The sequence below is a fragment of the Malaciobacter pacificus genome (assembly GCF_004214795.1).
Lineage (GTDB): Bacteria > Campylobacterota > Campylobacteria > Campylobacterales > Arcobacteraceae > Malaciobacter_A > Malaciobacter_A pacificus.
In genome coordinates, this window is the sequence record NZ_CP035928.1 from 67548 (window position 1) to 93549 (window position 26002).

General features: G+C 27.8%; 26 protein-coding genes. 17 read left to right on the forward strand and 9 right to left on the reverse strand.

Annotated elements, in window-relative coordinates:
• The first annotated feature begins 160 nt into the window (after positions 1-160).
• The 6 genes from APAC_RS00330 (at position 161) to APAC_RS00355 (ending at position 6658) form a co-directional block, all read left to right on the forward strand.
• Entirely contained in the window at positions 161-1762 is a 1602-nt protein-coding gene (locus APAC_RS00330; RefSeq protein WP_130232211.1) for an inorganic phosphate transporter, read from the forward strand.
• Positions 1763-1854: 92 nt separating this feature from the next.
• Positions 1855-2760, forward strand: coding sequence for an AEC family transporter (locus APAC_RS00335; protein WP_228255972.1), 906 nt, complete (start codon positions 1855-1857; stop codon positions 2758-2760).
• A 4-nt stretch (positions 2761-2764) separates the two neighbouring features.
• Complete coding sequence (asnB, locus tag APAC_RS00340; RefSeq protein ID WP_130232213.1) at positions 2765-4555, forward strand: asparagine synthase (glutamine-hydrolyzing); 1791 nt, start codon at positions 2765-2767, stop codon at positions 4553-4555.
• 61 nt (positions 4556-4616) lie between these two features.
• Positions 4617-4919, forward strand: coding sequence for a hypothetical protein (locus tag APAC_RS00345; protein WP_130232214.1), 303 nt, complete (start codon positions 4617-4619; stop codon positions 4917-4919).
• On the forward strand, positions 4919-5539 hold the full coding sequence (gene bluB / locus APAC_RS00350) for a 5,6-dimethylbenzimidazole synthase (RefSeq protein ID WP_130232215.1): 621 nt from the start codon (positions 4919-4921) through the stop codon (positions 5537-5539). The genes APAC_RS00345 and bluB overlap by 1 nt, the downstream gene beginning before the upstream one ends.
• A 54-nt stretch (positions 5540-5593) precedes the next feature.
• Complete coding sequence (locus APAC_RS00355; RefSeq protein WP_130232216.1) at positions 5594-6658, forward strand: TRAP transporter substrate-binding protein; 1065 nt, start codon at positions 5594-5596, stop codon at positions 6656-6658.
• A gap of 33 nt (positions 6659-6691) precedes the next feature.
• On the opposite strand, the gene APAC_RS00360 is transcribed toward APAC_RS00355, so the two are convergent.
• The 8 genes from APAC_RS00360 to rsmA all read right to left on the reverse strand — a co-directional run bounded on the left by APAC_RS00360 (position 6692) and on the right by rsmA (position 14851).
• Positions 6692-7096 (reverse strand): hypothetical protein, encoded by a 405-nt coding sequence (locus tag APAC_RS00360; protein ID WP_130232217.1) that lies wholly within the window; start codon positions 7094-7096, stop codon positions 6692-6694.
• A 130-nt stretch (positions 7097-7226) separates the two neighbouring features.
• Positions 7227-8624, reverse strand: a complete 1398-nt coding sequence (locus tag APAC_RS00365) for a PhoH family protein (protein WP_130232218.1) — start codon at positions 8622-8624, stop codon at positions 7227-7229.
• Entirely contained in the window at positions 8624-9148 is a 525-nt protein-coding gene (hemJ, locus tag APAC_RS00370; protein ID WP_130232219.1) for a protoporphyrinogen oxidase HemJ, read from the reverse strand. Before hemJ ends, APAC_RS00365 begins: the two co-directional genes overlap by 1 nt.
• Positions 9148-10335 carry a replication-associated recombination protein A gene (locus tag APAC_RS00375; RefSeq protein WP_130232220.1) on the reverse strand — a complete coding sequence of 396 codons (1188 nt, stop codon included), beginning with the start codon at positions 10333-10335 and terminating at the stop codon, positions 9148-9150. The genes hemJ and APAC_RS00375 overlap by 1 nt, the downstream gene beginning before the upstream one ends.
• A complete protein-coding gene (locus tag APAC_RS00380; RefSeq protein WP_130232221.1) occupies positions 10319-11122 on the reverse strand; it encodes a pseudouridine synthase in 804 nt (267 codons plus the stop codon). Before APAC_RS00380 ends, APAC_RS00375 begins: the two co-directional genes overlap by 17 nt.
• Positions 11123-12085 carry a KpsF/GutQ family sugar-phosphate isomerase gene (locus APAC_RS00385; RefSeq protein WP_130232222.1) on the reverse strand — a complete coding sequence of 321 codons (963 nt, stop codon included), beginning with the start codon at positions 12083-12085 and terminating at the stop codon, positions 11123-11125.
• A 20-nt stretch (positions 12086-12105) separates the two neighbouring features.
• Complete coding sequence (locus APAC_RS00390) at positions 12106-14070, reverse strand: ribonuclease J (protein ID WP_130232223.1); 1965 nt, start codon at positions 14068-14070, stop codon at positions 12106-12108.
• Positions 14051-14851, reverse strand: coding sequence for a 16S rRNA (adenine(1518)-N(6)/adenine(1519)-N(6))-dimethyltransferase RsmA (gene rsmA / locus APAC_RS00395; protein ID WP_130232224.1), 801 nt, complete (start codon positions 14849-14851; stop codon positions 14051-14053). The genes APAC_RS00390 and rsmA overlap by 20 nt, the downstream gene beginning before the upstream one ends.
• Before the next feature lie 72 nt (positions 14852-14923).
• Here rsmA and hisF point away from each other — a divergent pair, with 72 nt between their 5' ends.
• The 9 genes from hisF to APAC_RS00440 all read left to right on the forward strand — a co-directional run bounded on the left by hisF (position 14924) and on the right by APAC_RS00440 (position 22867).
• Positions 14924-15685, forward strand: coding sequence for an imidazole glycerol phosphate synthase subunit HisF (gene hisF / locus APAC_RS00400; RefSeq protein WP_130232225.1), 762 nt, complete (start codon positions 14924-14926; stop codon positions 15683-15685).
• Between the two features lies 1 nt (position 15686).
• On the forward strand, positions 15687-16367 hold the full coding sequence (locus APAC_RS00405) for an SIMPL domain-containing protein (protein WP_130232226.1): 681 nt from the start codon (positions 15687-15689) through the stop codon (positions 16365-16367).
• Complete coding sequence (locus APAC_RS00410; RefSeq protein ID WP_130232227.1) at positions 16367-16903, forward strand: phosphorylase family protein; 537 nt, start codon at positions 16367-16369, stop codon at positions 16901-16903. The genes APAC_RS00405 and APAC_RS00410 overlap by 1 nt, the downstream gene beginning before the upstream one ends.
• 18 nt (positions 16904-16921) lie before the next feature.
• Entirely contained in the window at positions 16922-18004 is a 1083-nt protein-coding gene (gene rlmN / locus APAC_RS00415; RefSeq protein ID WP_130232228.1) for a dual-specificity RNA methyltransferase RlmN, read from the forward strand.
• A gap of 92 nt (positions 18005-18096) precedes the next feature.
• A complete protein-coding gene (gltX, locus tag APAC_RS00420; protein WP_130232229.1) occupies positions 18097-19506 on the forward strand; it encodes a glutamate--tRNA ligase in 1410 nt (469 codons plus the stop codon).
• A 67-nt stretch (positions 19507-19573) separates the two neighbouring features.
• Positions 19574-19840: an RNA recognition motif domain-containing protein gene (locus tag APAC_RS00425; protein WP_130232230.1), complete on the forward strand. Its 267-nt coding sequence runs from the start codon at positions 19574-19576 to the stop codon at positions 19838-19840.
• Between the two features lie 78 nt (positions 19841-19918).
• Positions 19919-20578, forward strand: a complete 660-nt coding sequence (locus APAC_RS00430; RefSeq protein ID WP_130232231.1) for a response regulator transcription factor — start codon at positions 19919-19921, stop codon at positions 20576-20578.
• Positions 20556-21713 carry a sensor histidine kinase gene (locus tag APAC_RS00435; protein ID WP_130232232.1) on the forward strand — a complete coding sequence of 386 codons (1158 nt, stop codon included), beginning with the start codon at positions 20556-20558 and terminating at the stop codon, positions 21711-21713. The genes APAC_RS00430 and APAC_RS00435 overlap by 23 nt, the downstream gene beginning before the upstream one ends.
• A gap of 11 nt (positions 21714-21724) precedes the next feature.
• Positions 21725-22867, forward strand: coding sequence for an MFS transporter (locus APAC_RS00440; protein WP_130232233.1), 1143 nt, complete (start codon positions 21725-21727; stop codon positions 22865-22867).
• A gap of 115 nt (positions 22868-22982) precedes the next feature.
• On the opposite strand, the gene APAC_RS00445 is transcribed toward APAC_RS00440, so the two are convergent.
• Positions 22983-24179: an IS110 family RNA-guided transposase gene (locus APAC_RS00445; protein WP_130232234.1), complete on the reverse strand. Its 1197-nt coding sequence runs from the start codon at positions 24177-24179 to the stop codon at positions 22983-22985.
• Positions 24180-24421: 242 nt separating this feature from the next.
• Between APAC_RS00445 and APAC_RS00450 the strand changes: the two genes are divergently transcribed.
• Both APAC_RS00450 and APAC_RS00455 read left to right on the forward strand, forming a co-directional pair.
• Entirely contained in the window at positions 24422-24805 is a 384-nt protein-coding gene (locus APAC_RS00450) for a FixH family protein (RefSeq protein WP_130232235.1), read from the forward strand.
• Positions 24805-26001: a TolC family protein gene (locus tag APAC_RS00455; protein ID WP_130232236.1), complete on the forward strand. Its 1197-nt coding sequence runs from the start codon at positions 24805-24807 to the stop codon at positions 25999-26001. The genes APAC_RS00450 and APAC_RS00455 overlap by 1 nt, the downstream gene beginning before the upstream one ends.
• Position 26002: the final 1 nt, after the last annotated feature.

Here is a 26002-nt window from a genome sequence, read left to right on the forward strand (position 1 = left end):
TTTTTACTATTTTTAATTAAACTAGAAATTTATAAATTTCTAAAGAATAAAATATAGAGTTAACATATATATAAATGTTTTTAACTATAAAAAGTTTAAGCTTAGTTAAAGGTTTGATAAGGAAATAGCCAATATAATCTTATATTAAAAAAATCACAAAATGGTTACAAAAAGGGTTACTTTGGATATCAAAACAATTGAAAAAATTGATACTGTAAAAGAAAAAACACTTCCTGGTTTTGCAAAATTATCTCTAGCACTTTTATTTATGGTTATTGTATTTTTATGGTCTTACACTTCACATGGTGATGTTCCTAATAATACATTTTTAATTATTGGTGCAGTATTTGGTGCATATATGGCAATGAATATTGGTGCAAATGATGTTGCAAATAATGTTGGACCTGCTGTTGGGTCAAAAGCATTAACAATGATGGGAGCAATTTTAATTGCAGCAGTATTTGAAGCATTGGGAGCATTTATTGCTGGTGGTGATGTTGTTAAAACAATTAAAAAAGGTATTATTGACCCAGGTTTAATTGATAATCCAGAGATATTTATTTGGGCTATGACAGCAGCACTTTTAGCAGCAGCACTTTGGTTAAACTTTGCTACTTCTATAGGCGCTCCTGTTTCAACTACTCACTCAATTGTTGGAGGAGTTATGGGAGCTGGAATTGCAGCTGCTGGTTTTGCAATTGTTTCATGGGGAACTATGGGTAAAATTGCTGCATCTTGGGTTATATCTCCTGTATTAGGAGGATTGATTGCAGCAGGATTTTTATATGCTATAAAAGTAAAAATTGTTTTCACAAAAGATATGATAAGTGCAGCAAAAAGTTTTGTTCCAGTTTTGATTGCTGTGATGACATGGGCATTTTCTACTTATATTATCTTAAAAGGTATTAAGAAGATTATTAAATTAGACTTTTTAACTGCTGCTGGTATTGGTTTAGTTATAGCAATAATTGCTTATGTTGTTTTAAAGCCAATTGTTGCAAAAGCGGCTGATAAATTAGAAAATAATAGAGAAGGTGTAAATACTTTATTTACTATTCCTTTAATTTTTGCTGCAGCATTATTATCATTTGCTCATGGAGCTAATGATGTAGCAAATGCAATTGGACCACTTGCAGCTATTAGTGATGCTGTTATTAATTCAGGTGTTCAATCAAAAGTTGCAATCCCATTTTGGGTTATGGCAGTTGGTGCATTTGGTATTGCAGTTGGTTTACTTTTATTTGGTCCAAAACTTATTAGAACTGTAGGTAGTGAAATTACAGAGTTAGATCAAATGAGAGCATTTGCAATTGCAATGGCTGCTGCTATTACAGTTATTATTGCATCTCAATTAGGATTACCTGTTTCTTCAACTCACATTGCAGTTGGTGGTGTATTTGGAGTTGGTTTCTTAAGAGAGTATTTAGATTCAAATGAAACTAGATATATTCAAGGTATTAGAAAGAAATTTAAAAAACATAAAAAAGAATTAGATAAAATGACTTCAGAATTAGCTAAGTTAGAAGTTATTGAGGAAAAATCTAAATCTAATTATGTAAGAATAGTTGAATTATATAAAGCAATTGAAGATAAAGAAGCTTTAGTTAAACAAGAGAAAAAAGATGTAAAAGAAGCTAAGCGAACAAAATATGTAAAAAGAGATGCAGTTAAAAAGATTGTTGCTGCGTGGATTATTACTGTTCCTGCTGCTGCACTTTTATCTGCCGCTATTTTCTTTATGATAAAAGGTATCATGGCATAAGTAGAATTTTTCTACTTATGTATTAATTTCTATTTCTTTATCACTTTAATGATAGAATCACAAAAAAATTTTAGGATTTTATCATAGAAGCTATATTTTCAGTTCTTCCTATTTACTTTTTTATTCTTATGGGCTTTACAGCCAAAAAAATCTTTAAAGAAGAAATAAATGAAAGAACACTTGTTTTACTCTCTTTATACTTTTTTCAACCAATTTTGATTTTTTGGGGTTTAACTAAACGTCCTATTGATTATGAATTTATAGCTTCTCCAATTGCATATTTGTCTATAGTGTTAGTTATATTAGTTTTATTAATTCCTTTAAGTAAATTACTATTTAAACAAAGACAAAATCAATCTATATATTTAGCTACTTCATTAGTAGGAAATACAGGTAACTTAGGAATTCCTCTTGGAATTGCAATATTTGGTATAGAATCAGTTCCTTATACAAGTATAATAAATATTGCAAATATTTTATTTATATATATTTTTTCAGTCTATTTTTTTGCAAGGGAGCAGTTTCAATTAAAAGATGCTGTATATTCTATTTTAAAAATTCCTGGTATTTGGTTTGCATTACTTGCACTTTTTATTAATTATAATGGAATAACTATAAATGAACACGTATATGCAGCACTTGAAATGGGTGCATATACTTCAATGGTAATTCAACTTTTAATATTTGGTATTTATTTATCAAGTGTAAAGGTGCGAACTATGCCTTGGCATTTATCTTTAAATATTAGTTTTATTAAACATATTTTACTTCCAATTGCTGGAATTATTTTCATTGTTAATTTTACTGATTTAAACGCTTTTGTAGCTTCAATTTTAATTATGGAGTTGATGGTGCCTTTAGCTGTTAATAATGTTAATATTGCAGCTTTATATAATTGTAGACCCTATGATGTTGCTGCAACTGTTTTAGTATCAACAGCACTTTTTGTAGCTCTTTTATATTTTTATATCGAAATGATAAACTATTTTATAAAGTAGAATTATGTGTGGAATTATAGGAACAAATTTTTTAAGTAACAATTTTAAAAATGCATTAGAGCATATGAATAATAGAGGACCTGATTTTAAAAATTCTGTTAAAATTGATAACCAAGAGTTTGGACATACTAGACTCTCTATTATTGATTTAGATGAAGAAGCAAATCAACCAATGATTTTTGATGATATTGTTTTAGTTTTTAATGGAGAAATTTATAATTATAAGCAACTAATTATTGATGAACAACTAGAGTGTAAAACAAAAAGTGATAGTGAAGTTATAATTAGACTTTATCAAAAATATGGAGTTGATTTTTTAAATAAACTAAATGGCATGTTTGCTTTTTGTATTTATGATATTAAAAAAGAGAAATATTTCTTAGCTAGAGATAGATATGGTAAAAAACCACTATTTTATTTTTTTAAAGATAATAAGTTTATTTTTTCTTCTTCAATAAAATCAGTATTAAAACTTCTTGATTATAAACCTAATTTAAATAAAGTTGCTGTTAATAAATATATGCAATATTTTGTCTCTTATGGAGAAGATACATTTTATCAAGATATTAAAAAGCTTGAATCATCTTCATATATGATTTATGAGCCAAATAAAGCTCATGAGCTTTCAATCAAGCGTTACTATAAGATAAACACCTATAAAAGTGTTTTTGATGAAAATCAGGCTTTAAATGATATTGAAGAGATTTTAATAAAAAGTGTTGAGTCTAGACTTGTTGGTGATGTTGAAGTTGCTTCACTTTTAAGTGGGGGAATTGATAGTTCATTAATTTCTGCACTTTATACAAAAATTACAGGCAAAAAGATTAATACATTTTCTGTTGGTTACAATGAGTATAAAAATTATTGTGAATTAGATTATGCAAAAATTACAGCTAAGTATATTGGCTCAAACCATAATCCAGTTGAAATATCAAAGAAAGATTATATAAATGTCTTTGAAGATAGTTTAGATGCACTTGAAGAACCTCATGGAGATAGTGCAGCAGTTCCTTTAAATATTTTAACAAAACAGATTCATAATAGTGGAATAAAAACAGTACTTTCTGGTGAAGGTAGTGATGAACTTTTTTTAGGTTATGATAACTATGCTAAGTTTTTAAAATATTATGAGTTTGAAAAAACACTTTCAAATGAACAAAATGGTTTCTTAAATGAAATTATTGGAGCACTTCAAAATAATACAAAAGAGAGTGAGTACTTAAGAAGAATCATAAAAAAACAAAATCTTTATAACTCTTTTGGAGAAATATATACTGATATTCAAAGAAAAAGACTTTTTAGAAAAGTTCCAACATATAAAAGTGAAAAAGCAAAACAAGATCCAGTTGATTGGATGAGTTATATTGATTTAAAAATTTGGTTAGGAGAATCACTTTTATCAAAAGTAGATAGAATCTCTATGCATAATTCTTTGGAAGTGAGAACACCATTTTTAGATTTTAATTTAGTAAATTATATGTTTCACGTGAAATCAGATATAAAAGTTGGAAATACAAATAAATATTTATTAAAGAAAATTGCTTCAAAATATATTCCTGATGTGATAATAAACAGAACTAAAAAAGGATTTAATTCGCCATTTAATGAATGGTTAAACGAAGAGTTTAAAGATTCTATTTTGGATGTAGTTTTAGAAGTTAATAATGCTACAAATTTATTTAATGATGAGTACATAAAACATATTTATCATTTAGCAAAAGATAGAAAATTCAAACAACATTTATATTCACTTTTTGTTTTTTCATTGTGGTATAAAAAAGAATTTTTATCTTAAGATAAAAAATTGTAAAATCAAAAAATTTGAATTAATATAAATTTTTAAGAAAAGAGAAAATATGACTATTTTAATTCCTGTAGACTCTAAAGATAGAGATCAATGTATTATAAGTTCAATTGAAGAGAATAAAGCATGGGCTTTTGTTACTTTAGATGAAGGTAAAATTGCTAAAGTGGAGTTTTTTGATAGAAGAGAAGATATATCATGTTGGATTGATACAGTTGTTGTAATTAATGAGCTTGAATATGTTTGGCCTTTTATGGATGAAGGTATAGTAGCTCTAATTGCACCAACGCAAAAAAGTATTGATGAAATTGTAGAAGCTTTTTTATTTAAAGACTTACACGACTTTGCTGTTTAATGAAATTTACTCAAAAAGATGTTAACACACTAACAAAAATTATTACCTCTAGAAGAGATGTTAGAGGTAATAACTTCATAAAAAAGAAAATATCAAAAAAGAAACTTAATAAAATTTTAGAAGCTGGTATAACAGCACCTTCAGTTGGTTATTCTCAACCTTGGAGATTTGTAATAGCTGATGATAAAAAAAGAAATGAAGTTTATAATCACTTTACAGATGTTTTTAATAAAAGTAAAGAGAAGTTCAAAGATAGACCAATCTATAATAAATTAAAACTTGAGGGAATTTTAGAATCTGATATTAATATTGCTGTGTATTATAAAGAAAGTGATGAAGAAGTTTTAGGTCAAACTTATATGAAAAGAAGTGGTGAATACTCTGTAGTTTGTGCAATATTAAATATGTGGCATATGGCTAGAGCTTTGAACATTGGGATGGGTTGGGTATCAATTTTAAAACCAAAAAAGATAAATAAAATTCTAAATATTGATAAAAATGAGTATAAGTTTATTGCTTACTTATGTTTTGGTTATACTAAAAAGTTTCACGTGGAACCAGAACTAAAAATATTGAAATGGAATAAAAAGAAAAAACTACAAGAGTGTTTGCTTACTTAAGAACTATTACACACTGAATAATATATAATCTAGAAAATTTTCTTAGGAGAGTATATGAAAAAAATCATTGCTAGATTATGTATTGCTTCTATTGCAATTACACTAACTACTTCACTTTATGCAAAAGATAAAGTATATAAATTAAAAATGGCTACAACATGGGGACCAACTTTATCTCCTTTAATTGATGCTGCAAATAATATGGCAGATATGGCTAAAACTATGTCTAATGGAAGATTGATTATTGATGTACATACATCAAATAAACATAAAGCTCCTTTAGGCATTTTAGATATGGTTAAGGGTGGTCAATATGATATGGGGCACTCAGCATCATATTATTGGAAAGGTAAAGATATAAACACTTTACCATTTACTTCAATGCCTTTTGGTTTAACTAGTCCAGAACAGTATGCATGGTTTTATTATGGTGGTGGTTTAGAACTTATGAATAAAGTATATGATAAACATAATGTATTATCATTTCCAGGTGGAAGTACTGGTGTTCAAATGGGTGGATGGTTTAGAAAAGAGATTAACTCACTAGAAGATTTAAAAGGTCTTAAGATGAGAATCCCAGGATTTGCAGGTGAGATTATGGCAAAACTTGGAGTACAAGTAACAAATATCGCACCAGGGGAATTATATACAGCTTTAGATAGAAATTCAATTGATGCACTTGAATGGGTTGGTCCATCAATGGATATTAAAATGGGATTTCATAAAATTGCTCCATATTACTATACAGGTTGGCATGAACCTGCATCAGAAATGCATTTTATTATAAATAAAAGAAAGTTTAAAAAACTACCTAAAGATTTACAAGATATTATGATAAAAGCTATTAGACTTAGTGCATATGATATGTATATTCAAAATTATGATATGAATGCTACAGCATGGCAAGATATGAAAAAAGAGTATCCAAATATTAAGGTTAAAACTTTACCAAAAGAAGTTATGGATGCTATGAAAAAAGCTAATAAAGAGTTAAGAGATGAAATGTCTGCTAAATCACCTTTATTAAAAGAGGTATTAGATTCACAAGATAATTATATGTTAAAAGTTAGAGAGTGGACTAAGATGTCTGATTATTTATATTTAAAAGATAATTTATAAGATTAAGAGTTTTAGCTCTTAATCTAAACAAATCTATTCCCAAAAATCTTTTAGTTGCTCTTTTTTTTCTTCATTTGATAACTGTATTTTTTCACTAGTATTAAAATCTAATTTTTCAATTTCTGCTAATGCTTTTTCTAAATCTTTATTATCGATTTCATCTTTTGTTTCATGTGAAACATCTTGTGTTAGTTTTTCATTTGTTGTTTTTTTCTTTTTGTTATCATTAATATCAACTAATTCTTTCAATTCAAGATATTCTGTAATTAACTCTTCATATTTTGTAAAATCCATTAACATAAAGCTTGGTTTACCATCTCTTAAAATGATTGCTTTTTCAATTTCTTTATTATTAATTTTATCAAATACCATTTTACTTTTTCTTATTAAGTCTGTAGATGAAAACATCTCTTTTGAAGTATATTGTAATAATGACATTCCAACTCCTATACGTATTGTAGTTTGTATTTATTATAGTAAATTTTTTTAATTTTGTATAGACTAAGTAGTTTTAATTAAGTAAAAAATTTAATAATATTACACCTTTTAAGTTGTAATATTATTATAATTATTTAGAGAATATTTTTTCTGCCCATTCTGTTATAGGGCCTCTTAAGACTTTTTGTAGTTTTATCGCATAGTTATTAACAAGTTCACTTTTTTCTTGTGTAGATTTTAGCAAAGTTGTAAGAGCATTTGTGTATTTATTCACATAGAAGTTATCTATTTGCTTATTTGAACCTAATATCACAACCTTACAAGTATTGTCTATTCTTGATAAAACCATTTGCATTGTTTTATTTGACATATTTTGCGCTTCATCAATAATAATAAATGCATTAGATAGAGTTCTTCCTCTCATCTCCCCTACCCACATAGTTTCAATTGAGTAGTTTTTAATTAGGTCATCTATTCTTGCTGTAACCTCTGCATCATCAAGTTCTTGAGTGTATTCATTTTTTTTAGTTTTTTTCTTTTTATAATCACTTCTTATTATATAATCTAAACTATCCATAAGTGGATGATTATAAATTGCAAACTTCTCTTCTAGTCCTGGTAAATATCCTACATCTTCACCCTTATCCAATGATTCTATAGAATTTCTAATATAAATTATTCTTTGGAAGTGTTTTTGCCTTACTAACTTTAAAGCACCACTTAAAGCTAGCAAAGTTTTACCTGAACCTGCTTTTGCTTCAATTATTAAAACATTAAAGAAGTGAGATAAAATTGCATTTGAAAAAAATAATTGTTCTTTATTTAAAGGAGTTATGATTTGATTTCTAATTTCACCCTCATCTAGAAGTATCACTCTATTGTTTTGAATAGTTGCAAGTATAACTTGATCTGAACCTTTAACTTTAAAACAATAGTTATAGTTATACGGTTTATAATCTTCATCAAAATCACTTATTAAAGCATTATCTAAAAACTCTGTATCTTCAAAGTTTATTATGATTTCTTTAATAAATTCATAGTTAAAATCTTCCTTGTTTCCTACTAATGCATCTGTTTTTATATCAAGTGATATTGCCCTTGTTCTAGCCATAATATCAAGGGATAAGAACTCAATTTGTGTATTATAATATCTATTAGCAAAACTAGCTATTTCAAGTATCTTTCTATCATTAATTATATTAATTGAAACATTTTTTATATTAACATCATAATACTCTTTTGAAATAATATCAATAGTTGCATCAGCTTTTTCATTTATTTTAAGTCTTATGATCTTATAATCATCTTGTTTTTTTGATTCAACTATATCTGCGCTTTCTAAAATTCTAGCAAATTCTCTAGCTTGAAAATTAATTTCATCAAATCCACTTTTCTTACTATCAATTTCATCTAAAACTGTTTCAGGAAGTATGATTAGGTTTTTTGAGTCTTGAGCTAATTTAAATATATTAGAGGCATCTTCTAACATAATATTTGTGTCTAGTACATAATATTTTTCGAAATTCATTATTTTGCTTCTTTTGGTTTTTGATTAAATACTTTATAAACTATAAATGCTCCAATTACTAAAGTAATTATTGTAAATAGAATTGAAAATGTTTTTGTGATAACATATCCAACAATCAACAATGCTAAAATAGTTGGTACTTCATTATAGGCTCTAAAAAAATTACCAGATTTTTTATAGTTCTCTATCTCTAATTCTTTTCTATATTTTTCCAAACTAAATGAGTAAATTATTAAAAAAAATACTACTAAAAGTTTAGCATGCATCCAACCACCAGTTTCCCCAGATAGTAAATATGGATTTAAATATAGCATCACAGCACCACTTATAATTGTTGCCCACATAGCAGGTGCACCAATATATTTGTAGATTTTAAACTCTTGAATTTTTACAACATCAACAAAATCTTTTTTATTTTTATTCTCTACATGATATACATAAAGTCTCGGTAGATAAAAGAGCATTGCCATCCATGACATAACTGCCATAATGTGAAAAGTAAGTATCCATGTGTAGTATTCCACTAATTGTCCTTATTTTTTATTTTATGAACCCAATCATTTAATGTCTTTTCAAAACCAATATTTGAAGTTTCATAAAACTCTAGATTCTCTTTTAAATATTCTTGTTCAACATAACCACCAAAATCATGGGGATATAGATATCCAACGTGTTGAGCGTCTAAATGTTTAGGTATCTCTAATATTTTACCACTTTTAACTTCACTAATGGCTTTATTAATTGCCATATAAGCGCTATTTGATTTTGGACTTGATGCAAGATAAATCACACATTGTCCCAAGATTATTCTTGATTCTGGATATCCTATTTTATTACATGCATGCATAGTACTAACAGCTAGATTTATTGCATTTGGATTAGCATTACCAATATCTTCACTTGCAAAAATTACAAGTCTTCTTGTAATAAAATCAACACTTTCTCCACCATTTATCAATCTTGCAAGATAATAAAGTGCAGCATTTATATCTGAACCTCTAAGAGATTTTATAAGGGCACTTGATAAATCATAATGAGTATCTGAAGAAGAGACTCCATCCCCTATTACATTCTCTCTTAACTCTTTTAATAAATCAATTGTTATTTCATTTGATACTTTATATACAAAATTTAAAAGTGTTAACATCGCTCTAGCATCACCTGAGCTTGAAATAATCAAGTACTCTTTAGCATTTGATTTAATTTTTATATTTATATCAATTAAAACTATATTTAATATTTGTTCCATCTCTTTTTTAGTAAAAGCTTTAAATTCATAAAGAAAAGATCTTGAACGTATTGCATTTGTTAATGTAAAAAATGGATTTTCAGTGCTTGCTCCTATAATTATTGCATCATAGTTTTCCATAATAGGCAATAGTACTTCTTGTTGATTTTTTGATAGTCTATGTACTTCATCTATAAAAATTAAAGGTTTAATTAAAGCATTTTTATATCTATCAAATACTTTACGTAAATCTTCTACTTTTATTGATGTTGCATTAAAATAGTAGTAATCAGTTCCTATCTCTTTTGCAATAATTTTTGCTAGTGTTGTTTTACCAGTTCCAGGTTTTCCATAGAAAAATAAATGGGGGATATCTTTTTGTTTTATGAGTTTATATAAGGCTTTGTCTTTTGAAATTATGTGAGATTGACCAACAAAAGTTTCTAAACTTGTTGGTCTATATTTATTAGCTAAGTCCTGCATTTTCTTCGTTCATAAATATTCTAAGATTTTTATACTCTTCTCTTGTTAAGAATCTTGACTTTCCAGTTGGAAGGTTATTTAATGAAATTCCTCCAAATTCTAATCTTTTTAAATCCATAACATCTAAGTTAAAGTGTGCAAAGAATCTTCTTAGTTCCCTATTCTTACCTTCATTAATCACTACTTTAACTCTAGAAAAGTTTTGTTCATTTCTTTGAATATCATATGCTAAAAATGGAGCAAAAGTCATTCCTTTTATTTTACTATCTTTATGACCTCCACTTGAAGCATCTTCAAGTACTAAACCATTTTGCATAGCCTCTTCTACTTTTTTAGATATAAAACCATTTACTTTGATTTTATATACTCTTTCTAAATCTGAGTGAACAACAGTGTTTAAAATGTCAACAGAGTCTGTTAAAAGCAATAAACCCTCTGATGCATAGTCAAGTCTACCTATTGGTAAAAAGTGCTTATATTTGCTTCCTAGAGAGTCAAAAATAGTTTTTCTACCTTGAGGGTCACTCTTAGATACAATTTCTCCTTTAGGTTTGTTATATACTATAACTGTAGCAATTCTATTTTTATCTTCTTTTATAACTCTTTTACCAACTAAAACCTTATCATTATTTGAAACTTTAGTAGCAAGATTTGTAACAGGTTTACCATTTACTGTAACTCTACCCTCTTCTATAAGTTTGTCAGCTTCTCTTCTTGAGTATCCACTATTGTGTGAAATGAATTTATTAAGTCTAACTAATTCATTTTGTATTTTATTGTTTTTCATTTATTTTATTCCAGCTTCTACTAAATCATGAATATGTAAAACTCCAACTAGTTTATTATCATCATCAGTTACAATTAAAAGTTGGATTTTGAAATCTTCAATTACTTTCAATGCATCACTAGCTAAAAGGTTTTTATTATTCAATGTTTTTGGATTCATAGTTGCAATATCTTCTACATTACAATCTATTGAAAAATCATTTTCCATTAGGGCTCTTCTTAAGTCACCATCACTTAAAAGTCCTACTACCCTATTTTGATCATCAGTAATTATAACACTACCTATTCTTCCTGCACTCATTTCAACTATTGCATCTTTTAGTTTAGTTTCACGTGAAACAATAGGAAGATTTTCTTTTCTTAATAAGTCTTCAACTTTAACAAAAAGTTTCTTCCCTAAGCTACCACCTGGATGAAATGATGCAAAATCTTCTTTTTGGAAGTTTCTTTTTTTCATTAAACATACAGCAAGAGCATCACCCATAGCCATTGTTAATGTAGTTGAAGAAGTTGGTGCTGTGTCAAGTGGACAAGCCTCTTTTTCAACTGAAATATTAATAAATACATCTGAGTATTTAGCTAGTGTTGAGTTTTCATTTCTTGCCATTGCAATTAAAGGAATATTAAATCTTTTTAGGTGAGGTAAAATCTGAACTAATTCTTCACTCTCTCCACTATAAGAAATTCCAAGAACAATATCATTTTTACCAATCATTCCTAAATCACCATGCATAGCTTCAGTTGGATGAAGAAAAAATGAACTAGTACCAGTACTTGCTAGTGTTGCAGCAATTTTTGTACCAACAAGACCTGATTTACCAACTCCAGTTATAATTAACTTACCTTTAGAGTTGATTATTAAATCAATTGCTTTTTCAATATCAAAAGAGATATTAGCAGCTGCTTTTTCAATCTCTTTTGCTTCTGTTAATAAAACATCTTTAATAATCTCTTTAAAGTTCATTTTTATCCTTAATAAAAAATTTATTGAACAAAGATTGTAGGAACAATCATAGGGTATTTTTTGTATTTTCTAATACAGTGTTTTCTTACAACTTTTCTTAATTCATCTTCTAAGATTCTGTTATTTTTAAATATTCCTGGTTTTACATTTGCTAAGAATGTAGTTAATAAATCCTCAATCTCTTTTGAGAAGAATTTATCTTGTTTATCAGGAACAAGACCAAATGATGTAACTTTTGGTCTTTGAGCTAATGTTCTATCATTTTCATTGATTTGAGCAACAATCATAACAACACCCTCGTTTGCCATAGTTTGTCTATCAATTACAATATCATCAGAAATTTTGTGATTCAATTGATTATCAATATATACTTTACCAGTTTTAACAGTTTTTACTTTTTTAAGATATTTTGGAGTTACTTCAATTTGCTCACCATCACTCATAATGTAAACATTTCTTTCTAATACACCACAATCAATACCTGTTTGTCCATGTTTTAAAGCGTGGTTGTACTCACCATGAACTGGCAAGAAGAATTTTGGTTTTACAAGTCTTAGCATTAATTTTTGCTCTTCTTGTGCAGCATGTCCTGAAACGTGAATATCACCGTAATCTTGATAAGCAACTTTTGCACCAGCTTTTAATAGGTGATTTATAATTCCAGATACACTTGCTTCATTTCCTGGAATTGCTTTAGCTGATAATATAATTTGATCATCAGGTTTAATCTTAATATGTCTATGCTCATGAATTGCCATTCTATAAAGTGCAGACATTGATTCTCCTTGAGAACCAGTAGTTACAATTAAAACCTCTTTGTCATTATATTTATTTACTTCATGGGCATCAATAAATTGATCTTTAGGGAATTTAATATATCCTAAAGTCATAGCTAAATCTAAGTTTTTCTCCATAGATCTACCAATAACACAGATTTTTCTACCAAATGTAATAGCTCTTTCAATTGCTTGTGCAACTCTGTGAATATTTGAAGAGAAAGTTGACATAATCACCCTACCCTTAGCACCTGCAAATAGTCTATCAAATGTAGGACCAACTGTTTTTTCAGTTCTAGTAAATCCTGGTGCATGTGAATTTGTAGAATCAGATGTTAATAATAAAACACCCTTCTCTCCATAATAAGCGAGCCTATGTAAATCTGTTGGGAAACCATCATATGGAGTATGGTCTATTTTAAAGTCCCCAGTGTGAATCATAGTTCCAGCTTCAGTTGTAACAGCAATTGCAGAAGAGTCAATAATTGAGTGAGTAATATGCATCCACTCTACTTCAAACTCATTTCCTATTTTAATAGGTCTTCTTTTTTGTACAGCTCTAAATAAAGATCTATGTTCTCTCATTTTATGTTCATCAAATTTTGAACCAATCATTTCAAGTGGTAATGATGTTCCATAAACTGGAAATTGCATCTCTTTAAATAAATATGGCATTGCACCAATATGGTCTTCGTGACCGTGAGTAATAACAATACCAACAATCTTATCTTTGATTTCTCTAATGTAAGTGAAATCAGGAATTAAGATATCAACACCGTGCATATCCTCATCAGGGAAACTCATACCAACATCAACGATAATTGCTTCATTCTGAGTTTCAATTACCATCATATTTCCACCAATTTCACCTAATCCTCCAAGTGGAGTAATTTTAAGTTTAGCAGTAGTGTTTAAGTTTAATTTATAGTGTGGATTTAATCTATCTCTATGAATCTTTTCATTTATAATGTATGCTTTTTTAAGGTCATTAATCCAACCCTCTTTTGGTCCCCCTACTGGACCTTTTTTAGTGTTGTTTGGTCTTGGCTTTCTTTTTTTATTGTATGGTGTTCTTTTTTTATTTTCACCATTTTGTTGAGCATTTTCAGTAGTTTCATTTTTTGAAACTTCATTTTGTTTGTTATCAGTGTTATTTGTAGTTGGGTTTTCTTGAACTACAACAGTTTCCTCAGTTTTTATTTCTTCCATTTCTTACCTTTGTATGCAATTGGCTATACAAAGATGAACTTACTTCATGAGGTCTAATATTGTCATTTATATCAAGTTCTTCAAAAAGCTCAGATATTATTGATTTGTCAACTATTGACGAAAGATTTTTTGAAAGCTTCTTTCTTGGTTGTGTGAAACAGGCCTTTAAAAAGTCTTTAAAACTTTTATCAATAGTTTTGTTCATATCTTTTCTAATATAAAGAATTGAAGACATTACTTTTGGAGGTGGGTTAAATGACTCAGGAGGTACATCAAATAGTATCCTAGAATCAACTCCTAAGGTTTCAGTAATAATTGCTAAAGATGAGTACTCTTTTTCATTCACTCGCGCAGTGAATTTTTGAGCAACCTCTTTTTGAACCATTACAATAATATGTTCACAGTTTTTGTCTTCAAATGCTCTTAATATAATGTTTGTCGCAATATAGTATGGTAAGTTTGCAATTAAGTCATATTTACCATTATGAAGACTTCCTTGTTTATCCCAAGCTTCTAAAACGTCAGTGTGGATCAGTTTTAGTTTTTCTTCATTTAATTGTATTGCGAATTTAGACTTTAGAATACCAATAAGATCAGTATCCACTTCATAAGCAGTCATATCTTTGTACTTGACTAATTTCTCGGTCAAATCACCTAAGCCAGGCCCAATTTCTACGATGTAGTTATTGTTGTTGGGCATCGATTGGATGATCCTATCCAAAACTGTTGTATCAATTAAAAAGTTTTGTCCGAATTTCTTTTTTGCTATTACATTTTCCATTAGTAGCAAGAGTATATCTGTATTTAACTTACAATTAGATAAGATATTAGTACATATTATTAAGGATTTTATTTGAGTAGTTTTGCAAAAAGAATAATTCCATGTTTGGATGTTGATAACGGAAGAGTAGTAAAAGGTGTTAATTTTGTAGGTTTAAGAGATGCAGGAGACCCTGTAGAAGTTGCAAAAAGATATAATAATGAAGGTGCTGATGAAATAACTTTTCTTGATATTACAGCAAGTCATGAAAATAGAGGAACAATAGTTGATATTGTTAAAGAAGTTGCAAAAGAGGTTTTTATTCCTTTAACTGTTGGTGGAGGAATTAGAAAGCTTGAAGATATATATTCACTTTTAAATGTTGGATGTGATAAAGTTTCAATAAACTCTTCTGCTGTAACAAACCCTGATTTAATTAATGAGGCTGCAAAAAGATTTGGCTCTCAATGTATTGTTACTGCAATTGATGTAAAAAAAGTTGCTGATGGTTCTTATCATGTTTTTGTAAAAGGTGGTAGAGAAGATACAGGACTTGATGCCCTATCTTGGGCAAAAGAGGTATATGATAGAGGTGCAGGTGAAATTCTTTTAACTTCAATGGATACTGATGGCGCTAAAACAGGGTTTGAATTAAATATTACTGAGCAAATTTCTAAACTTGTTGATATTCCAGTTATTGCTTCAGGTGGTGCTGGAACAATGGAACATATGAAAGAGGCTTTTGAACATGGAGCTAGTGCAGCATTAGCAGCATCAATTTTTCACTTTAAAGAGATTGATATTATGGATTTAAAACACTATTTAAAAGATAATGGAATACCAGTAAGGATATAAGATGAAGAGATTTTTATTAGCTATATTTATTTTACCAGTTGTACTTTTTTCCTATGAAATTAATTTTAGTAAATCATTCACAACAAGTGTAAGCCCAGATTTATTAACAACATATGTAGATGTATCAATTTTTGATGAAAAAGAGAGAGTAATAAATAGTGAAATTGAAAAATTTAATGATTTTTTTAAAGAGTATGACGAAGTTGTAATAAAAGATGGAAGATATAATTTAAGCCCAAGATACAAATATATAAATAATAAACAAATTTTTACAGGTTATATTGGAAGTTTAAGATATAAAATAGAATCAAATAGTGCGAAAAATATAAATGAATTTATTAATCAGATTCTTGAACTAAAAGATAGATCAAAAAATGATGAACTTAAATTAAATATTTCAAATATTAATTGGAATGTTAGTAATGAATTATATAATAAAAACCTAGATAATTTAAGAATTGAATCAATTTTATGGATTAATGATTACGCAAAGTCTTTATCAAATAAAATTTCAAAAAGATGTTCTGTTGAAAAAATAGATATAAACTCAGTTAACAGAGGAAATATTTATATGGCTAGAGAAAGTGTAGTAATGAGTGCAAAAGTTGCAAGTGATGTGACACCTGCAAGTAGTGACGAAAATATCACAATAAACCCAAGCTTTGTTTTGGAGTGTAAATAATGATTATTTGTGCTGGAAGAAATGAAACCTTTCCATTTGCAAGACCTATGGGAGTAGGTTTAGTAGAAACCGCAATTAATTTAACACAACAGTGTTTATTTGATAAGCCAGATTATTTACTTTTTATTGGAAGTGCTGGAAGTTATGGAGAAAAAAAGATTTTTGATATTGTTGAATCAAAAAGAGCAAGTAATATAGAACTTGGATTTTTGACACAAAGTGCATATACTCCTTTGGATAATGTACTTGAATCTGATAATAAATTTGCAAGAAATGACACTATAGTTAATAGTTCAAATTATATTTCAACAAATAAAAAACTTACAAAAGAGTATTTAGATTATGGTGTTGGAATTGAAAATATGGAGTTTTTTTCAGTTTTAAGTGTTGCAAAAAAGTTTGAGATACCAGTTGCTGGAATATTTGTAGTTACAAACTATACAGATGAAAATGCCCATGAAGATTTCGTAAAAAATCATGAAGAAGCAAAAAATATACTAACTAAATACTTAATAGAAAAAAATATTATTAAATAAAATTGGATTAAAATATAAATGGCAAAATTTGAAGAAATATCTATATATGACTATAGTTTAGATGAATTAAAAGAGATGTTAAAACCATCATTTAGAGCAAAGCAGGTTTATAATTGGCTTTATAAAAAATATGCTAACTCTTATGATGATATGAAAAATATTCCAAATGAATTAAAAGAGGAATTAAAAGAGAAATATCCAATTGATATTATGCAAATTGTAAAAAAAGAGCAAAGTAGAGATGGAAGTATTAAATATCTTTTTAAATTAAGAGATGGACATACTGTTGAAGCAGTATTACTTTTAATGAAGAAAAAGAAAAAAGATGAAGATGGAAATATCGTAAGAAGTGAACAATATACTGTTTGTATCTCATCACAAGTAGGGTGCAAAGTAGGGTGTACATTCTGTTTGACTGCAAAGGGTGGATTTGTTAGAAATCTTACAGTTGGAGAATATATAGCTCAAATTGTAAATATCAAAAGAGATAATGAAATTCCTGAAAACAAATCCCTAAATATTGTTTATATGGGAATGGGTGAACCACTTGATAACTTTGAAAACTTTACTAAAGCAGTTCAAATATTCTCAGATGAAGAAGGACTTGCAATTAATAGAAGAAGACAAACAGTTTCAACTTCAGGGGTTGCAAGTAAGATTAAAAAATTAGGTGAAAAAGATTTAGGAATGCAACTTGCTATCTCACTTCATGCAGTTGATGATGAGTTAAGAAGTGAGCTTATTCCTATGAATAAAGCTTATAATATCGCTTCAATCATTGAAGCAGTAAAAGCATTTCCTGTGGATACAAGAAAAAAAGTTATGTTTGAATATTTAGTAATCAAAGGTAAAAATGATTCTATTGAAGCAGCAAGAAAATTAATCACACTTTTAAATGGAATTCAAGCAAAAGTAAATTTAATTTACTTTAATCCATATCCTGGAACTACATATCAGAGACCTGAAGAAAAAGATATGATAAAATTCAAAGATTATTTAAATGATAGAGGTCTTATTTGTACTATTAGAGAGTCAAAAGGTCTTGATATCAGTGCTGCTTGTGGGCAGTTAAAAGAGAAGGAAGCAAATGGCAACACTTGAGATAGCTTTATTAATATTTATCGTGGTAGTTGTAGTAGTATCAGGGGTAGGATTTTATATATTTAACAAAAATGAAGAGGAGAAGTAATTAAATGGCAATTACAAGATTTGCACCAAGTCCAACAGGATATTTACATATTGGAGGATTAAGAACAGCTTTATATAGCTATCTTTGGGCTAAAAAAACTGGTGGTGAATTTAAATTAAGAATTGAAGATACTGATAATGCAAGAAATAATGAAGATGCGGTAAAAGCTATCTTAGAAGCATTTGAATGGGTTGGAATGCCAAGTGACTGTGAAATTGAATACCAATCAAAAAGAATAGATATTTATAAAAAATATATTGCTCAATTATTAGAAGAAGGTAAAGCATACAAGTGTTATATGAGTAGAGATGAACTTGATGCATTAAGAGCTTCACAAGAAGCAGCTAAGCAAAATCCTAGATATGATGGAACTTGGAGACCAGAAGAAGGTAAAGTACTTCCTGAAATTCCTGAAGGAGTTGAGCCAGTTATTAGAATAAAAGCTCCACTTGAGGGAAAAATTGAGTTTGAAGATGGTGTAAAAGGTAAAATGTCTTTTGATGCTAATCAAGTAGATGATTTTGTAATTGCTAGAGCAAATGGAATGCCTATTTATAACTTTGTTGTAGCTATTGATGATCATTTAATGGGAATGACAGATGTATTAAGAGGAGATGATCACTTATCAAATACTCCTAAACAAATCGTAATTTACAATGCTTTAGGTTTTGATGTACCAAAATTCTATCATATGCCAATGATTAACAATCCTGCTGGTAAGAAGTTATCTAAAAGAGATGGTGCAATGGATGTTATGCAGTATAAAAGAGATGGATATTTACCTGAAGCACTTTTAAACTTTTTAGTAAGACTTGGTTGGTCAAATGGTGATCAAGAAATCTTCTCAATGGATGAAATGTTAGAACTATTTGATCCTAATAATATTAATAAATCAGCATCTGCTTATAATGCAGAAAAACTTTTATGGTTAAATGCTCATTATATTAAAAATGTATCAAATGAAAGATTAGCAAAAGAGTTAGAGTTTTTTGATTGTAACTTAGAAGGTCACGATAAAAAAGAGATGCTTTTAGATTTATGTAAGGAAAGAGCTCAAACACTAATTGAGTTAAAAGACGCAATTAACAATATTTTAGAAGTTCCTACTGAATATGATGCAAAAGGGACTAAGAAGTTTGTAAAAGAGGGAACTATTGAAATGTTAAATGATTATTTAGCTTTACTTGAAGCAAATAAAGATTCATTACATTTAGCACCTGATTATGAAGCAATTACAAAACCATTTATTGAAGAGAATGGACTAAAATTCCCACAACTATTTCAGCCAATTAGAATAGCACTAACGGGTGGAACACAAGCTCCTTCTGTTTATGATATTACAGCTATTTTAGGTTTTGAAGAGACAAAAAGTAGAATTAATAGCGCAATTAGTAAAAATTTTGGTAAAGAATAATTCTTTTTTCTTGCTAATTCTTAAATAATAGGGCATAATATTAGCACTTTTATAAAGGATAAGAAAAATGAACATTTACGTAGGGAATTTATCATATAGAATGGATGATAAAGCATTAGAAGAGGTTTTCTCTAAATTTGGTGAAGTTAAGAGCGCTAAAGTTATTATGGATAGAGAAACAGGAAGATCTAAAGGATTTGGATTCATTGAAATGGTAGATTCGTCTGCTGGTTCTGAGGCGATTGAAGCTTTAAATGGAAATGAGTGTGAGGGTAGAACACTTAGAGTAAATGAAGCTAGACCAAGAGAAGAAAGACCAAGAAGACAATTTTAATTTTTATACTTTAGTAGAATTTTCTACTAAGGTATAACTACTTATTTACTACACAAAACTTATGATATAATCTTCACTATGAAGATATTATTACTAGAAGATGATTTAATTTTAAATGAAATTATCGAAGAACACTTAATCAATTTAAAATATGATGTTATTACTACATTTAGTGGTAGCGAGGCTCAAGACTATTTATATTCACAAACCTTTGATTTATTATTATTTGATGTGAATGTTCCAGATATAAATGGTTTTGAGCTTTTAGAAGAGTTAAGAAAACAAAATATAAAAACACCTGCTATTTTTATCACTTCCCTTAATATGGCTGATGATATGCAAAAGGGTTTTGATAGTGGATGTGATGATTATATAAAAAAACCATTTGAATTAAAAGAGTTAGACTTACGAATAAATAATATAAAAAGACTTTTTAATATTACTTCAACACATATAATAGATATTGATACAAATACAAAACTTGATACAAACCAACTTTTAGTAATAAAAGAGCAAGATGAGATACATATTGCAAAAAAAGAGTGTGAAGTACTACAGTATTTAGTTAGAAATAAAGACAAAAGTGTCAGTGTCGATGAATTGATATTAAATGTATGGCCTTATGAAGAAGCTCCAAATACTTCAACAATAAGAAGCTATATAAAAAGATTACGAAAGATTTTAGGTGAAGAAAAAATTACTAATATAAGAGGAGTTGGATATAGACTTAACAGTTAGTGAAAAAAGTACTTTCTTTAGATTCTTAGTACTTTATTTAGGCTCTTCTTTTATTTTAATGCTAATTGTAGCAATATTATATTTTCAAAATGAAAAAACTTTATATACTGATTTAATAAAATCAGAAATGCAAAACATAACATCTAAAGTATCAAATGAGATTATTTATTCACATATGATGGGAAGTAAGTTTGAAAAAGAGAAATATCTAGAATCAAAGCAGTATCAAATATCTTTCTATGATTTTACTAAAAGAAAATTGTATGGAACATTAGATGAAAAAATTGATTTTACTAAAAAGTTTACTTTTAAAGATGATGAAGTAATTTTAGTAGATAATTCAACGGTAGGTCATTTAGGTATAGAGTATGTTGTTTTAAAAGATACAAGTCTTAACTTTAAAATAGAAAAGTTAAAAATATCAATACTATGGATGTTTTTATTATCTTGCATTTTTGTTTCATTTATAGGTTTCTATTTATCAAAACTGTTTTTAAAACCATTAAAAGAAGAGAGAGAAAAGTTAAATAATTTTATAAAAGATACTACCCATGAATTAAATACTCCAATAAGTGCTATTATGATGTCTAGTGAAAATGAAGAACTAAATTCAAAACAAATTCAACGTATCAGATTAAGTGCAAAAAGAATATCTGAAATATATAAAGACTTAACATATATTTTTTTAGAAGAGAAAGAAAAGACTAAAGAGCTAAAAGAGATAGATATTTCTAAGATTATAAAAGAGCAAATTGATGGCTTTGAACCTTTATATTCTAAAAAGAGAATAGAAGTGGAAATTAAAGTTGAAAATATGAAATATATGATATTAGAAGATGATTTTATTAGATTATTTAACAATCTTTTTTCAAATGCAATTAAGTATAATAAACTAAATGGAAAAATAGAAATAATCTTAAAAGATAAAACTTTAATTATCAAAGATTGGGGAATAGGAATAAAAGAAGAAAAAATTAAAGATATTTATAATAGATATTATAGAGCTACTTCACTAAATGGTGGTTTTGGATTAGGCTTAAATATTGTAAATATGATTTGTAAAAAATATAACATAAAAATAGAAGTTAGCTCACAAGAGAATATAGGAACAACTTTTAAATTACTACTTAACTAAAAAAGAAAAATATGAAAAAATATGATTTGTTTATAATAGTGTACTGTATTATTATAGTTTTATCTGTAATGTATGCAACTCAACCACTTCAACCACTTTTGGCAAAAGAGTTTGATGTATCCATAACAAAAGCCTCACAGTTTACAGCGGTGATTATGCTGTTTTTAGCAATTTCTCCTATTATATATGGATATATTTTAGAAAAAGTAAATGCAAAAAAAATGCTTATTAACTCTTCCATAATACTATTTATTACAAATATTTTTTTAGGACTTGCAAGTAATTATGAATTATTCTTACTTTTTAGAACTATTGAAGCGCTAGTAATCCCAGCAATGCTTACATCACTTATGAGTATCTTAGCAAATATTGATAAAGAAAATATCAAGTTTAATATGTCAATTTATGTAGCTGCAACGGTATTTGGAGGATTGTTAGGAAGAGTTTTCTCTGGATTTATAGCAACCAATATCTCTTATCATTGGGTATTTTACTCTTTATCTTTTGCTATATTAATTTCTATATATTTTGTAAGTAAGTTAAGTTATGAAGGTGAAGCAACAATAGTTAAGCCTAAAATAAGTGATGTAACTGCTATTTTAAAAGATACAAGATTCTCTACAGTTTATTTACTTATGTTTTGTGTATTTTTTGTATTTGCTGGAGTTTTAAATGTATTACCTTTTAGATTAAAAGAGATTTCAACTGATATATCAGAATTTCAAATATCTTTACTTTATTTAGGTTATGGAATGGGAATTTTGGTATCTTTAAATTCAAAAAAGATTATAAAGTTTTTTAAAAGTGAAGTAAATACTATTTTAGCAGGATTGATTTTCTTCTCTTTTATTACAATCTTTTTAACAATACCAAATGTAATGACAATGTTCTTACTGATATTTCTTTTTTGTTTAGGAATGTTTACAGTTCATACTGTAAGTACGGGGCTTGCAAACTCTCTAAAAGCATCTCAAAAATCATTAACTTCTGGAATGTATTTAACCTTTTATTATTTAGGTGGAGCTATTGGCTCATTTGTTCCTTCAATTATATATGAAAAGTTTGGTTGGAATAGTGTTATTTATATGTTTTGTGGGATTTTAATTTTAATAATAATACTTGTATTAAATAAAAAGAGATTCTATTTACATTAAATTCATAAACCTTTAACTCCACATATTTTACACACAAAATAGTATAAAATTTTTTAAATAAAATAAAGGAGTCAACTATAAAGAAACCTAACTAAAAAACAAAGATTTTAAAGTTTCATTTGGAAACACCTAAAGCTAAATTTTCATCAAATTTGGTTTTGTTCTTTAACATTACAAATATTGTTTTTAGAAGTTTATTTGCAACAGCAATAACAGCTTGTTTGAATTTTTTACCTTCTTCTCGTTTTTTAGAGAAATAGAGTTTAAATTTTTCACAAGAACGAATAGTACCAATTGCCATTTGCCAAATAGTTCTTCTAAGGTTTGCATTACCTCTTTTAGAGATTTTGCCCCTATAGTTGATTGAAGTACCACTTTGTCTAACTGATGGGTCAATTCCTATAAAAGCACATAGTTGCTTTACGGAATTAAACTTATCAACAGAGGATACTTCAACCATAAAGTTTTTAGAAGTTACTGCTCCAATTCCTGGTATTGATTGTACTATATCAATATCATTGTTTATATCAGTATCTTCTAAAGAGTTTTCCAACTCAGAATCTAGAATAGATAATTCATCTTGAATAGCTATTAATCTTCTAATTTTAGAAGTTAAAACCTTTTCAAGATATTTATCGGATACGGCGATAGAAGTTTTTGCTAAGGCTAATATATCCTTTGCAGTAATTTTAACTTTATTGCCACTTGTATCATCTAAGATTCGTTGGATGGTCTTTTCCCTTAAGTTCCTAATTGCTTTACGGCTAGGAGCTTTAAGGAGCAGATTTAAAATGCTCTTTGTAAATATATTTGTGTTCTTTAACAATTCAGGGAATAATTGCACTAAATTAGCTTTTATTTCAGTTTTTAATCTTGCTACATCTTTCGAGAGGTTTTCTCTTTCACGGATAAGCGGTCTAATATTTTCAATATTATTAGTACTAGCAAGATGTAAAGATTGATATGATTTTAAACTAAATAGAGCAATTGAAGCTGCATCTTTTTTATCATTCTTAGTTTTTCTAAGGGTAGTTGAACCAATAAAACTCTTTATGAGTATTGGATTAATCACTACACACTTAAAACTATTTTCTAATAAAAAAGATAATAGTGGTAAATGATAAATACCAGTTGCTTCCATTGCTATTAAAAGCTCTTCTTTAGGATATGTGGATAAATACTCTACTAAAGTATCAAATCCATCTCTATTCATTGTAAGCTTTACTTCTAGTTTAATTTCACCACTATTTTCAAGTAGTGTTAAATCAAAGCTATCTTTAGAAATATCTATTCCTATGAATTGTTTATACATCACAAATACCTTTACAAATGTTATTTTACATACAAACAGATAAGTAACCTTACTTTTATCCTATCTCCATAATGACAGAAGCTCGAAGCTTAATCAACCTATTGGGATTTGAAGTAAGTGATAGACTCCTTGGAGATTTAATAAAACTTCATTAAAAGTTCTATCATTGATCTAAAAAAAATGTGATCATCTTACTTATCTCTTTGTATGTAATTATACAAAATTTATTAGTAGGAGAAATAATGAAGGTTTTATTTAAAACTTTTTTAGCACTATTAATAACTATTGGATTCTTAAATGCAGAAATTGTTGAGCAAGTTGGGGAGAAAAATGGTTATGAAGTAGAATTAACAACAACAAAATCTTTGGTTGTAGGTGATAATGACTTTTTTGTAACATTATCAAAAGATGGAACTAAAGTGACTGATGCAAAAGTAAAAGCAAAATTCTTTATGCCAGAAATGCCAGGTATGCCATATATGGAATATGAGGATAAAGCAAAACTAGTAAATGGCAAATACAAGATGATGATTAATTTCTCTATGGGTGGAACATGGCAGTATCAACTAAAATTTAAAACATCAGATGATAAAGTGCATACAATTAGAGGAAGTGTGAACTTATAATGAAAAAGCTAGCTTTGACTTTTATTATTTGCTCATCTTTAAGCTTTGCTGCATCAATAGATGAAATCGTTTCAAATAGTTTACAAAATAGTAGTGATTTAAGAAGTTTAAATCACTCTATTAAAGTAGCAAATGAGAATATAAAGCTAGCTTCAAAATGGAGTGATCCAGTTTTAAGTTTAGGGTTTAATGATATTCATTTTACTAAGCCTTTTAAAAGAGATAAAGAAGCAATGCAGGCTTCTTTTATCGGACTTTCTCAAGTAATACCTACAAATGATAAATTGGAGATAAAAGAGAAAATCGCTTTAAAAGATATGCAAATAAAGTCTTTAGTATTAGAAGATAAAAAGTTAAAGCTAAAAGCTAAGATTTATGAATTAGCATATTCAATAGTAGTTTTAGAAAAAAAGCTAAAACTACTAAATGAGTATGAAAAAAATATCAAAACATTAGAGTCTTTATCTAAATCTCTTTATGAATTTGGAAAAGCTACACAAAATGAAGTACTTGATACAAAAGTTTTATTTTTAAATGTGCAGATACAAAAACAAAAATTAAAAAATCTAATTGATAATTTATATTTAAAGTTAGAGCAAATATCTTATATGAAAATAGATGAGATTTCTCAAACAAAAACACAAAATCTTTCTAAACTAACTTTAAATATGAATAGTGATGAACATCCAATTATAAAGCAAGAGTATGTAAAATCAAAAAGGTATATGTACCTTTCAAAGCTTGAAAAAGCAAATGAAACCCCTGATATAAAGCTAAATGTGACTTATTTTAACAGAGACAATAAGTTTGAAGATTATGCAAATATTTCTGTAAATATTCCTTTAGCTATAAACAATACTCAAAGTGTGAAATCTTTAAAAGCAAAGTTTGAATCAAATAGAGTCTCTTCAAAACTTGATGATACAAAAAGAGTTTTACAAACAGAACTTAAAACTTATATAAACAATGCAAACAGTGCTTATGTAAACTATGAGCTTATTAAAAAACAGGTTTTACCACTTAAGAATAAAATCCAAAAAAACCTTGAAAACTACAATAGCTTTTCAAGTGTAAAACCACAAGATTTAATTAAAAATCTAAATGAGTTAATCTCATTTGAGATAAAAGCCTTAGATGAAAAGTTTGAGTACTTTTCAAACTATTCAAAAACAAAATATTATACTTTAGAGGACTAGT